Here is a 12,689-nt window from a genome sequence, read left to right as displayed (position 1 = left end):
ATCACCCCATCGAACGCACCCCTACGGGTTGCGCGTGGCCCCGCGAAGTCACGATTCCCAGGAAGGAAATAATGATCGCCAGGCCCAGCGTCGAGCTGACTTCCGCCCGGTGTTCAGGCGTAAACATCATCACCGCCAGTGCCCCGCCAATGAACAGGATCACCCCCCAAGTCAGGTACGGGAACAACCACATGCGGAACTTCAGTTCAGTGTTCTCGCGCTCCAGGCGGCGGCGCATGCGCAGCTGGGAAATGGCGATGACCAGGTACACCAGCAAGGCGATGGCACCGGAGCTAGCCAACAGGAACTCGAACACCCCCTTCGGCGCGAAGTAGTTGAGGACGGCGATGGCCGCGCCGATCAGGGTGCTGCCGAACACTGCGGCACGCGGGACGCCGACCTTGGAGGTCTTGTTGAGCATGGCCGGCGCGTCACCACGCCTGGCCAGCGAATACATCATCCGCGAGGCAATGTAGATCGACGAGTTCATGCAGCTGGTCACGGCCACCAGCACCACCAGGTCAACCATGAAGGCCGCGTTGGGGATGTTCATGATCTCCAGCGCACGCTGGTACGAGCCCACCACGGCCAGTTGCGGGTCGTTCCACGGCACCACCGAAATGATTACGAAGATCGACAGGATGTAGAAAGTGCTGATGCGCCAGATCACCGAGCGGGTGGCCTTGGCGATGTTGCGCGACGGGTCGCTGGACTCAGAGGCGGCGATGGTCACCGCCTCGGTACCGATGAAGCTGAACATCACGGTGATGAACGCGCCGACCACCGCCGACCAGCCTTTCGGTGCGAAGCCACCATGCTCGGCCATCAGGCTGCTCAGGCCGCTGACTTCGCGGTTGGGCAACCAGCCCATCAGCGCAGCGAAGCCCAGGCCGATGAAACCGAGAATGGCAGTGACCTTGAGGATCGCGAACCAGAACTCGAACTCGCCGTACTTGGCCACGCTGAACAGGTTGGTGCCGGCCAGCAGCAGCACCGAGGCCAGGGCGAAGATCCAGCTGTCCACCTGTGGGAACCAGGCGTTCAGTACATGGCCGGCGGCCAGCGCTTCGATGGGGATCACCAGCACCCAGAACCACCAGTACAGCCAACCGATGGTATAGCCGGCCCAGCGGCCGATGGCCTGGTCGGCATAGGTCGAAAACGAACCCGTGTCCGGGTGTGCGACGGCCATTTCGCCGAGCATGCGCATGACCAGCACCACCAGGGCCCCGGCCACGAAATAGGAAAGTATGGTAGCTGGCCCGGCTGCCGCGATGGCGTGGCCAGAGCCGACGAAAAGTCCGGCGCCGATGATGCCGGCAATAGACAGCATCGTTACATGACGAGGCTTGAAACCTTGGGCAAGGTTGCCATCAGATCCCACGGTGTTCATTGATGTTGTTCTCTTTTTGCTGACACAAGGAAGGACGGGCAGGCGTAGGCGAAAATATCTCCTTTGAAATCAATAAGTCGACACATTACTCGCGCACTGTTGTTGATATTTGGCACGCGTCACAGAGCAAGTGTCCCGCATAGGTCGGGGTTCATTTAAGCCGCGCAGGGCTGTAGGAAATTACACGAGAACGCCTCAGAACTGTTCGATCACGACAGCTCGTTCGCTCCGCTCTGAGCGCGCCGAACGGCGATTGACGTAATGACTGCCAAAAGCACCGCTGCCAGCAGCCCTTTCACGTCAGGTGGAAAAGTGTCGTGCTGTGTTCGGCTCCGCCTCGCCGGGCAGACTCCGGCCTTCCCGAAGTGGCCAGTTTCTCCGGCCACGCTATCAGGCCAGGAGCCGAAACCATGTTGACGAACATCCCCGACCAATCTGCCGAGTATCTGTTTTCAACCCGACATGAACGCTTGGACCTGTGGTGCGACCTGCTGCAAGGATGCCGGGATTGGGTAGCGGCAAACTGCTGCGAGGCAAAAGAGCAGAAACGTAGGGAGGTAGTGCGCATCGGCCAGCACCTGCAAACTCTCGAACGTTACCATGCCTACCCTGGCCACCGGCTGATGGCCATTTTCGAGCAACGAATCGGTGAGCATGACGATGTCGGTACACTGCGTCTGGCACGGCGCATCTGCAGCTCTTTGCTCGATTCGAGCTATCGCCATGATGCCAACGACTGGGAACCGGCTGACGACCTGCCCGACGCTTCCGCCGCGCGCTACAGCATCAATCAACCGGCTGCCCAGTTTCGTCCGTACTTCGAGCTGCTGATCGTCAGCTCCGACGCCTCGGGCACCTGGGCGCAGAAGCAGCAAGATATCCGCAACCTGCGGCGACATGACGATGCGTTCATCTACCAACCGATCATCGTCGGCACGTATGAAGACGCCTTGATGGCGGTGATGCTCAACCCCGATGTGCAGGTAGTGGCGATCCACGACGGTTTTCAGCGTGATGCCAACCTGTCGACCCGGCTGCGCGGAATGCTCGAACAATATCAGTCGCTGGTCGGCTCGGAAACGCAGGAAGACCCCACGCTGGAACTGTCGGTAGCGCTTAAACAGTTACGCCCGGAGCTGGACATAATCCTGCTCAGAGACCGCAACATCGAACGGACTGCCGGCAACCCGCAGATGACGTTCATCAACCGCGTTTTCTATGAGTTCGAAGAGCCCATGGAAGTGCACCTGTGTGTGATCGAAGGTGTTGCCAACCGCTACCGCACGCCATTTTTCGACAACCTCAAGCGTTATGCGCAACGCCCGATTGGCACCTTCCACGCCCTGCCGATCGCCCGCGGAAAGTCCATTTTCAAGTCCAACTGGATTCGCGACATGGGGGCGTTCTACGGTGCCAACCTTTTCCTGGCGGAAAGCTCCGCGACCACCGGCGGTCTCGATAGCCTGCTCGAACCTACAGGCAATATAAGGCAGGCCCAGCTGATGGCCGCCAGTACGTTTGGCGCGCAACAGGCGTTCTTCGTAACCAACGGGACCTCGACAGCGAACAAAATTGTGGAACAGGCACTCCTGGCACCGGGTGACATCGTCCTGATCGACCGCAACTGTCATAAATCGCATCACTACGCCGCCGTACTGACCGGTGCCTACCCGCTGTATATCGATGCCTATCCTTTGAGTGAGTATTCAATGTACGGAGGCGTAACGCTCGCCTCATTGAAGCAGGCGCTATTGAACCTGAAACGGGACGGAAAACTTGAACGTGCAAAAATGATGGTGCTGACCAACTGCACGTTCGATGGGCATGTCTACAACCCGCTGCGGGTGATGGAAGAATGCCTGGCCATCAAACCCGACCTCATCTTTCTTTGGGATGAGGCATGGTTCGGTTTCGCCCGCTTTTCACCGCTGCTGCGCCAGCGCACCGCCATGCATGCAGCGGCCGAGTTACGCAAACGCCTGAGAAGTCCCGGTTATCGTCAGCAATACGCCGAGCAATGCGCCGCCCAAGCTGCATTCACGGATGAACAAATGCAGCACAATCGTCTTCTGATGAACCCTGAAGGCACCCAGGTGCGCGTATACCAGACCTCTTCCGTACACAAGTCGATGTCAGCCCTGCGGCAAGGCTCGATGATACTGGTTAGCGACGATGCCTTCCCCCAGACCGAAGGCGCCTTCCGCGAAGCGGTATTCACCCATACTTCTACCTCACCCAACCAGCAGATCATCGCCTCGCTGGACCTTGCGCGTCGGCAGATGAATCTCGAAGGTTACGACTTGGTGATGCGCGCCACGCAGTTGGCCTTCGTCATACGCAAGCAGGTCAATAATCACCCTTTGATCTCTCGCTATTTCAAGATCCTGGATGTTGCGGAGCTTATTCCCGAACCGCTGCGCCAATCGAAGATCGCCAGTTACGTGGATGACCGAGCCCACTGGAGTACGCTGAGCCAGGCGATCATCAATGATGAATTCTTCCTTGACCCCACACGCCTGACATTATCGTGCGGACACGCCGGGTTCGACGGCACCCAATTCAAGCAATTGCTAGCCGGGCGATACAACATCCAACTGAACAAGACGTCCCGCAACAGTGTGCTGTTGCAGACCAACATCAACAACACTCGCAGCGATGTGGCACACCTGTTACAAGTGCTGGTGCAAATATGCCGGGACATCAATGCAAGCATCGCAGACGATGAAAACCAGGCCCAGCAACTACGAAGCAGGGTCACCAGCCTTGTCGAAGACCTACCTGCATTGCCAGACTTCAGCTGCTTCCATCCGGAGTTCCGCAGCGATGCACTGGAGGGCACGATCGAAGGCGACATCCGCAAGGCCTTCTACAAGGCTTACGACCATGAGGCCTGCGAGTATCTGCAACTGGCCGACAGCAAGATCGACCAGCGCCTGGAAAACGGCCCGCCCCTGGTTTCGGCAAATTTCGTGATTCCGTACCCGCCTGGCTTCCCGATCATGGTGCCAGGCCAAGTGGTCACCGCCCCGATCATTGATTTCATGCGAAACCTGGATGTACAGGAGATCCATGGCTACACCAGCGCACAGGGTTTGAAACTGCTGAAGCCCGAACACGTTGGGTAAATTTATCGGCAACGGCCGTTCCCCACGGGTACGGCCTGCTGCGGCTTTCGAAAACAGCCCTGGTTGCAGGGCTGATTTCTCAACACCAGGCCTGCACCTGCTTTTAACGCACCAGGCAGGGCCGCTTGTTATCAAAGCGCCAGCCGGGAATCAGGAACTGCATCGCTACGCTGTCATCGCGCGCGCCCAGGCCCATGTTGCGGTAGCACTCATGAGCCTTGGCCAATTGCGCTTCGTCCAGCTCCACCCCCAGCCCTGGCCGCGCCGGCACACGTACATGGCCATCGACGATGCGCAGCGGCTCGCGAGTCAGTCGCTGGCCGTCCTGCCAGATCCAGTGGGTGTCGATTGCGGTGATCTCGCCCGGCGCTGCCGCCGCCACCTGGGTGAACATCGCCAGCGAAATATCGAAGTGGTTGTTGGAGTGCGAACCCCAGGTCAGGCCCCAGTCGTTGCACATCTGCGCCACCCGCACCGAGCCCTGCAAGGTCCAGAAATGCGGGTCGGCCAATGGAATGTCAACCGCCTGCGACTGGATCGCGTGGCCCATCTGCCGCCAATCGGTGGCGATCATGTTGGTGGCTGTCGGCAAGCCGGTAGCGCGGCGGAATTCAGCCATCACTTCGCGGCCCGAATAACCGTCCTCGGCACCACACGGGTCCTCGGCGTAAGCCAGCACAGCGTGCTTGTCGCGGCACAGGGCAATGGCCTGCTGCAACGACCAGGCGCCGTTCGGGTCGAGGGTGATGCGCGCTTGCGGGAAGCGTTCGGCCAGGGCCGTCACCGCTTCCATTTCTTCCTCGCCACGCAGCACCCCGCCCTTGAGCTTGAAATCGCTGAAGCCGTAACGCGCCTCGGCGGCCTCGGCCAGGCGTACCACCGCGTCGGCGGTCAGCGCTGTTTCGTGGCGCAGGCGAAACCAATCATCCTCGCTGTCGGCTTCGTTGCGGTAGGCCAGGTTGGTCTGCCGACGGTCACCAATGTAGAACAGATAGCCGAGCATCTTCACCGCGTCGCGTTGCTGCCCTTCGCCCAGTAGTGCCGCCATCGGCACGTTCAGGTGCTGGCCGAGCAGGTCGAGCAGCGCCGACTCCATGGCGGTTACCGCATGCACGGTAACGCGCAGGTCGAAGGTTTGCAGGCCACGCCCGGCCGAGTCGCGGCCAGCGAAGGTCTGGCGCATGGCATTGAGCACGCGCTGGTAATGGCCGATCGGCTGGCCGAGCACCAGGCTGCGGGCGTCTTCCAGGGTCTGGCGAATCTTCTCGCCACCGGGCACTTCGCCCAGGCCGGTATTGCCAGCACTGTCGCGCAATACCACCACGTTGCGGGTGAAGAACGGGCCATGCGCACCACTGAGGTTAAGCAGCATGCTGTCATGGCCGGCGACAGGGACGACGCGCAGGTCGGTGACCACCGGGGTGTCGATGTGGGTGGCGGGGGTTGTCTGCAGATTCATGGTTGTTGTCTCGCAGTCATCAGTGGCTCTGGCCCAAGGCCGAAGGTGCCTTGAGGTCGTCGGAAGGGGCGCCCTTCGGGCGCGTGCGTACGAAGAACACGGCAATGGCGGCCAGCACCGAGGTCACCGCCAGGCCGTACAAGCCGCCCTGGATCGACCCGGTCTGCTGTTCCAGCAGGCCGAAGGTGGTGGGGGCGACGAAGCCGCCGAGGTTGCCGACCGAGTTGACCAGGGCGATCACCGCTGCGGCGATGCGTGCATCCAGGTAACCCTGCGGGATCGGCCAGAACAGCGAAGAAGCCGACTTGAACCCGATCGCCGCAAAGCACACCGCAACAAAGGCGAACACCGGCCCACCGGTGGTGGACATGAACATGCCGATGGCGGCGACCACCAGCGCCCCCGCCACCCAGGCCTGCTGGGATTTCCAGCGCGCGGAGCCGGCGGCGAAGGCATACATGGCCAGGATCGAGATCAGCCAGGGGATCGAGTTGAAGAAGCCGACCTGCAGGTCGCTGAGGTCGCCCATGCGCTTGATGATACTTGGCAGCCAGAAGGTGGCGGCGTAGATGGTCAGCTGGATGCAGAAGTAGATCAGGCAGAACAGCAGGATCTGGCGGTCCTTGAGCAGGCTCCAGGCCGATGGCCTGACCACCGCGACGGCTTCGCGCTCACGCTGCTCCTGGTCAATGGCGGCCACCAACGCGTCCTGCTCGGCCTGGCTCAGCCACTTGGCATCCTGTGGCCTGGAGTCGAGCCAGAAGAACACGAAGAAACACAGCGCCACCGAGGCCATGCCTTCGATGAACAGCATCCATTGCCAGCCATGCATGCCCAGGCCCTGAAGCTGCATCAGCGCCCCGGCCAGCGGCCCGGAAATCAACGAGGCCAGCGCCGAACCACTGAGGAAGATGGCAATGGCCTTGCCGCGCTCGGCGGCAGGCAGCCAGCGGGTGAAGTAGTAGATCACCCCGGGGAAGAAGCCCGCTTCGGCTACGCCGAGCAGAAAGCGCAGCACGTAGAACTGGGTTTCGTTCTGCACGAAGGCCATGGCCGTAGCCACCAGCCCCCAGGTGAACATGATGCGGGTCAGCCATAGGCGCGCGCCGACCTTCTGCAGCAGCATGTTCGATGGCACCTCGAACAACGCGTAACCGATGAAGAACAACCCGGCACCCAGGCCATAGGCTGCGGCACTGATGCCCAGGTCGCTCTCCAGATGGGGGCGGACGAAGCCAATGTTGACGCGGTCAAGGTAGTTGACGATGAACATGATGACGAACAGCGGCAGGACGTGGCGCTTGACCTTGGCCACGGCGCTGGCCAGGGCGTCGCCTTCATTCCGGGTCGACGGAGCGAGGGTATCGTTCACTTGCGGATCTCCCACTAATTGTTTTTGTGCGGGGCGGAGTTGTCTGACATGACAGTGGGCTGGAGCATATGCGCAGCGCAGTTGTACGACAAGATCAGAAACGTCGTCAAAATGGCAACATACAAGCTGGCAAAATACAATATTGTCGAAAACGTGCGGTAATTGTCACGCTATGGAGCGCCTTGAGCAGTGCAAAAACCAGCAAAAAATTTTTCTATCCATTAACTTGTCATACAAGTACAGACCGCAACGGATGAAATCATGGAACCCGAACGCCTGCGCAAGCATGGCCACAGCCGTGCCCACGACCTGGTCTCCAGCCTGACCCAGCAGATTTTGCTGGGTACCTTCAGGCCAGGCGACAAACTGCCCTCGGAGAACACCCTGGTACGCGAGCACGGGGTCAGCCGCACCGTGGTCCGCGAAGCCTTGTCGAAACTGCAGGCGTCGGGGCTGGTGGAACCACGCCACGGTATCGGTACCTTCGTGATGGAGCGCCAGGCCCAGGCTGGCCTGCGCATCGCTGCGGAAAGCGCGGCAAATGTGCGCGACCTGCTGGAACTGCGCATTGGCCTGGAAAGCCAGGCTGCCGCCCTGGCCGCGCTGCGCCGTGATGATGGGCACCTGGCACGCATGCGCCAGGCGCTGGATGACTACCAGGACCTGGCCGCCGCCGGCGACAGCTGCATCGAGGCCGACCGGCGCTTTCACCTGTTGATTGCCGAGGCCACCGGCAACCTGTATTTCACCGAGATGCTGCTGCAGCTGGGCAGTGGCCTGATTCCACGCAACCGTATGGCTTTAGCTGAGCGCAGCGGGGCGAAGCTGGCGCGCCAGGCGTACCTGGCCAACCTCGAACATGAGGCGATCCTCAATGCCATTCGCCGGCGAGACCCGGACGCGGCGCGGGCAGCCATCTGTCTGCATCTGTCCAATAGCCGCGATCGCCTGCTGGCCGAACAGGCATGACACCTTCCCCGGTGGAGCGGCCTCGCGTCGCGAGAGGGTCGCAAAGCGGCCTCCGGTTTTCAGCTTCCGTGCGGAAACCGAGGGGCTGCCAGGCAGCCCATCGCGACGCAAGGCCGCTCCTGCACAAAAGCCTTGCAGGCATAGCTACCAGGTCAGGCAGATCTTGCCGAAATGCCGGTTGCTTTCCTGGTAGCGAAACGCCTCGACGATCTGTTCCAGCTCGAAATGTTTGTCCACCACCGGCCGCAAGCCATTGGCATCGATCGCCCGCACCATGGCCTGCTGCTGGGCGCGGCTGCCCACCAGCACGCCCTGCAGGCGAATCTGCCGCACCAGCGCCTGTACCAGCGGCAACTGCCCGGCAACACCCGTGAGGATACCGATCAACGACACATGCCCACCAATACGCGCGGCAATCATCGACTGTTCCAGTGTCGCCGGGCCACCCACTTCGATCACATGATCGACGCCGCGGTTGCCGGTCAGCTCGCGCGCTTTCTCACCCCAGGCCGGAGTGCTTTTGTAATTGATCAGATGGTCCGCTCCCAGTGCCTTCAGGCGCTCGAGCTTGACGTCGCTGGACGAGGTGGCAATCACCGTGGCGCCGGCGAGCTTGGCGAACTGCAGGGCGAAGATCGACACGCCACCGGTTCCTTGCACCAGCACCGTATCGCCGGGCTTGAGGTGGTCGTCGCTCATCAGCGCACGCCAGGCGGTGAGGCCGGCGGTGGTCAGGGTGGCGGCTTCGGCGTGGCTGAAGCCCTTCGGCGCCTGGGTGAAGGCGCTGGCGCGGGCAGTGACCTGTTCACGGGCATAACCATCGATACCATCGCCCGGCACCCTGGCGAAGCCTTCGACATTGGCCTGGCCATCGAGCCAGTCGGGGAAGAAGGTGCTGACCACATTGTCGCCGACCTGGAACTCGCTGACACCGCTACCCACTGCGACTACCTCACCCGCGCCATCGGCCATCGGAATGCGCCGCTCGCTCGGCCCCCACATGCCGCTGACCACGGCAAAGTCGTGGTAGTTGAGGGAGCTGGCGTGCAGGCGAACGGTGATCTCGCCTGCCTGGGGTGCAGGGGCCTCGTAGCTGCCGACTTCGACCTTGTCGTAGCCGCCGCCAGGTTGTACGTAAATGGCCTTGCTGGTCATGGGTAGGGTCTCCGTTCAGGGAATAGATTGGGGTTCAGCATAGACAGGTCCGGCCTCTACGCGGGTTAACCCGCTCCCACAGGTTGAGTGCTGGGCTTGAGCTCGGCGCGGGCCCTGTGGGAGCGGGTTTACCCGCGAAGAAGCCCGCACAGGCGACACGAAAACTCAGCCCAGCATCACCTTCAATGCCCGGCAGTCGGCCGCATGCCAGTCCACCAGTTCCGGCCATGGGTTGTCCGGCAAGTTCACCAGCACCGTGCGCGCTCCTGCTGCACGCCCACAATCCAGGTCGAACCGATAATCCCCCACCATCACCAGCTCATGGGCTGCCACACCCCAGGCACTGGCGATTTTCAACAACCCGTCCGGGCTCGGCTTGGGCGCTGCTTCGTCGCGCCCGAGAATGTGCTCGACCGGGAAGCAGTCAGCCAGGCCGATGGCCTCCAGCGTCACATGCGCAAGCTCGCGGGCATTGCGGGTCAGAATGCCCAGTCGACAACCCCGCTCGGCCAGTTCGCGCACCAGCTCCACCGCCCCGGTGGCAGCCGTGGAAGCGACCGCCAGGTCGCGCTCGTGCTCCAGCAGCCAGGCATGCTTGGCCGCCGCTTCGTCCGCCGGCAGGGCCGCCAGGTGAGTGAGGATGTCGTGCTCGGCCGGGATGTCCAGCGCCACGCGGATGGCAGCGAAATCATGCACGGCCACGGTCAGGGTGCCGTCCATGTCGAACACCCAGTTGCGGACCTCACCCAGGCTCATGCCCAATCCTTGCGATGGCGAATCAGGCCTTCCTGGCACGACGATGCCACCAGTTGCCCGGCCTGGTTGAAGATGTTGCCGCGGCAGAAGCCTCGGGCATTGCCCGCCCAGGGGCTATCGGTGGCATACAGCAGCCACTCATCGGCGCGCAGGTTGCCGTGGAACCACAGCGAATGGTCGAGGCTGGCGATCTGCATGTCGCGCTGCCACACCGATTTGCCATGCGGCAGCAGTGCGGTGGTCAGCAGGCCGAAGTCCGAGGCGTAGGCCAGCAGGTATTTGTGCAGGGCCGGAATGTCGGGCAGGTTGCCGTCGGCGCGGAACCAGGCGTACTTCACCGGGTCGCCAGGCTTGGGGTTGAACGGGTCGCGCTCGGTGACCGGGCGAATCTCGATCGGCTTGGCGCACAGCACCTTGTCACGAATGCGCTCGGGTAACTGGTCGGCCATGGCCCGGGCCAGCTCGACCTCACTGGGCAGGTTTTCCGGGCCGACCACCTCAGGCATTGGTGCCTGGTGCTGGAAACCCTCCTCGTCGTACTGGAACGAGGCACTGCAGGTGAAGATGGTCTGGCCTTTCTGGATCGCCGTCACCCGTCGCGTGCTGAAGCTGCCACCATCACGCACGCGATCCACCGAATACACCACCGGCAGGCTGGCATCGCCAGGACGCAGGAAATAACCATGCAACGAATGTACGTGGCGTGCGTCTTCAACCGTCTGGCTGGCTGCCGACAACGACTGGCCGAGCACTTGGCCGCCATACAACTGGCGGAAGCCCAGGTCCTGGCTGCGTCCACGGAACAGGTTCTCCTCGATGGACTCGAGGCTCAACAGGTCGACCAGGTCGTCCAACACATGACTCATCGGGGGTTCTCCTAGCAAGGCAACACGTCTCAACAGCACTGTTATGAGGGCAAATGATACAGGGTTTGTCATTGGTGCCGGGCATGGCCATGCATTCAGGCGCGCAGGGTCTGCTCCCAGTGAGCGCGGTCGATGCGGTACAGCACATGCGGACGCAGCGGGTGGCCCACAGGCAGGCGGGGGTGCCGGAAACTGCCGTCCAGGTCCTGTTGCATGCCGATGGCCTGCATGACCTTCTGTGACGGCAGGTTGCTCTCGCTAGTGAACGACACCACCTCCTCCAGGCGCAACTGGGCGAAAGCACAACGCAGGCAGGTCCACGCTGCCTCACTGGCAAAGCCCAGGCCCCAGTGGCGGCGTGCCAGGCGCCAGCTGATTTCCACTGCCGGTGTGAAATCAGCATCGAAGCCGACATGCAACAGCCCGGTCATACCAATGAATGCACCGCTGTCCTTGCGCTCCAGCGCCCACAAGCCGAAGCCGTATTCGTTGAAATGACCGCGCACGCGGCCGATCAGCGCAGCTGCCTCCAGGCGGGTCAGCGGCGCCGGGAAGTAGCGCATCACCTGCGGGTCGGCGCACATCGCGGCGAACTCGCGCAGGTCTTCGTCGCGCCATTGGCGCAGCACCAGGCGTGCGCTTTCCAGTTGCAGGATGGGGGTCATGAGGCGTGCTCCGGTTTTTCTGTCTTGCAGTTTACAGCGTAGGCGCGGGCGTGGCTTTCACCTAGCCAGTGCACACCGGAATGCAATTTTCACATGGCCTTCACCGCCACCCGACAGGCGGCCTGACAGTATGCCGCCATTCACCGCCGCGCCAGGCGCGGCCATGCCAACGGAGCCACGCATGCTATCGAGCAACACCCTGGGGCACCCTGCCATCCACGCCCGGCGCAAGCGACGCCTGACCCGCAAAACCCTCGGCGCCGCACTTGGCCTGTGCATGGTCGTGGCGGCATTGACCACCTGGCTGGCGACGAGGACGCATATCGTGGACCTTGGCAACGGGCAACAACTGAGCGATAGCGGCCTGCTGCAGGACTGGGCCGACGGTGCGGTGATCGTGATGATTCGTCACGCCGAGCGCTGCGACAGCGCCCCCGGGCCATGCCTGGACGACCCCACCGGTATCACCGTGGCCGGCAGCCAGGCCGCCAGCCGGGTTGGCCAGGGGCTGCAGCAGTTGGGCCTGGCCAACGCCGATATGCTCAGCAGCCCGAAACTGCGCACGCGGCAGACCGCGCATTTCATTCTTGGCCAGGCGGTGGCCAGTGAGGATTGGCTGGAGGGGTGTGACAGCCAGTTCGCTCGGGAAGCGATGGCACGCAAGCGGCCCGGGCATAACCTGGTGCTGGTGACCCACAATGGTTGCATCGACTATTTTGCCCGCCAGCAAAAGGTGGTGGGTGGCGAGCGTGAAAGTGGGTACGCCAGCGCGCTGTTCGTCTCGGTCGATGGCAATGGCCAGGCGCGCATCCTCGGGCGCTTGAACGAACCCGACTGGCAGCGGGTACTGTCCAGCATCGCGAAATAACCCTGCGCCCTTGGAGCAACTGTCTTGCTCACATGTTCAAAGCGGGCGTTATTCCTGTAGG

10 protein-coding genes are annotated in these 12,689 nt (G+C 62.1%); 3 read left to right on the top strand and 7 right to left on the bottom strand.

The window, feature by feature from the left end; translation table 11 throughout:
• Position 1 precedes the first annotated feature (1 nt).
• The gene (gene gabP, locus B4L76_RS06560) at positions 2 to 1,393 is read right to left on the bottom strand and encodes a GABA permease (RefSeq protein ID WP_296231326.1); all 1,392 of its coding nucleotides are present in this window, start codon (positions 1,391 to 1,393) and stop codon (positions 2 to 4) included.
• 410 nt (positions 1,394 to 1,803) lie between these two features.
• Here gabP and B4L76_RS06555 point away from each other — a divergent pair, with 410 nt between their 5' ends.
• Positions 1,804 to 4,518: a hypothetical protein gene (locus B4L76_RS06555; protein ID WP_296231325.1), complete on the top strand. Its 2,715-nt coding sequence runs from the start codon at positions 1,804 to 1,806 to the stop codon at positions 4,516 to 4,518.
• Positions 4,519 to 4,621: 103 nt separating this feature from the next.
• On the opposite strand, the gene gudD is transcribed toward B4L76_RS06555, so the two are convergent.
• Positions 4,622 to 5,977 (bottom strand): glucarate dehydratase, encoded by a 1,356-nt coding sequence (gudD, locus tag B4L76_RS06550; RefSeq protein ID WP_296231323.1) that lies wholly within the window; start codon positions 5,975 to 5,977, stop codon positions 4,622 to 4,624.
• A gap of 19 nt (positions 5,978 to 5,996) precedes the next feature.
• The gene (locus B4L76_RS06545) at positions 5,997 to 7,349 is read right to left on the bottom strand and encodes an MFS transporter (RefSeq protein WP_296231322.1); all 1,353 of its coding nucleotides are present in this window, start codon (positions 7,347 to 7,349) and stop codon (positions 5,997 to 5,999) included.
• Between the two features lie 261 nt (positions 7,350 to 7,610).
• On the opposite strand from B4L76_RS06545, the gene B4L76_RS06540 reads away from it, so the two are divergent.
• Positions 7,611 to 8,318 (top strand): FadR/GntR family transcriptional regulator, encoded by a 708-nt coding sequence (locus tag B4L76_RS06540; protein WP_296231321.1) that lies wholly within the window; start codon positions 7,611 to 7,613, stop codon positions 8,316 to 8,318.
• A 144-nt stretch (positions 8,319 to 8,462) separates the two neighbouring features.
• On the opposite strand, the gene B4L76_RS06535 is transcribed toward B4L76_RS06540, so the two are convergent.
• The 4 genes from B4L76_RS06535 to B4L76_RS06520 form a co-directional block, all read right to left on the bottom strand.
• A complete protein-coding gene (locus B4L76_RS06535) occupies positions 8,463 to 9,473 on the bottom strand; it encodes a zinc-dependent alcohol dehydrogenase family protein (RefSeq protein ID WP_296231320.1) in 1,011 nt (336 codons plus the stop codon).
• Between the two features lie 165 nt (positions 9,474 to 9,638).
• Positions 9,639 to 10,229 (bottom strand): HAD family hydrolase, encoded by a 591-nt coding sequence (locus B4L76_RS06530; protein WP_296231319.1) that lies wholly within the window; start codon positions 10,227 to 10,229, stop codon positions 9,639 to 9,641.
• Positions 10,226 to 11,095 carry an acyl-CoA thioesterase II gene (tesB, locus tag B4L76_RS06525; RefSeq protein ID WP_225779336.1) on the bottom strand — a complete coding sequence of 290 codons (870 nt, stop codon included), beginning with the start codon at positions 11,093 to 11,095 and terminating at the stop codon, positions 10,226 to 10,228. Before tesB ends, B4L76_RS06530 begins: the two co-directional genes overlap by 4 nt.
• 95 nt (positions 11,096 to 11,190) lie before the next feature.
• Positions 11,191 to 11,760 (bottom strand): GNAT family N-acetyltransferase, encoded by a 570-nt coding sequence (locus B4L76_RS06520; protein ID WP_296231317.1) that lies wholly within the window; start codon positions 11,758 to 11,760, stop codon positions 11,191 to 11,193.
• A 181-nt stretch (positions 11,761 to 11,941) separates the two neighbouring features.
• Between B4L76_RS06520 and B4L76_RS06515 the strand changes: the two genes are divergently transcribed.
• On the top strand, positions 11,942 to 12,628 hold the full coding sequence (locus B4L76_RS06515) for a histidine phosphatase family protein (protein WP_296231403.1): 687 nt from the start codon (positions 11,942 to 11,944) through the stop codon (positions 12,626 to 12,628).
• The last annotated feature ends 61 nt before the right edge of the window (positions 12,629 to 12,689 follow it).

This window comes from Pseudomonas sp. UBA4617, from assembly GCF_002386445.1.
Classification (GTDB): domain Bacteria; phylum Pseudomonadota; class Gammaproteobacteria; order Pseudomonadales; family Pseudomonadaceae; genus Aquipseudomonas.
Note: the sequence above shows the minus strand (reverse complement) of the source record. Positions and strands in the feature narration are given on the sequence as shown.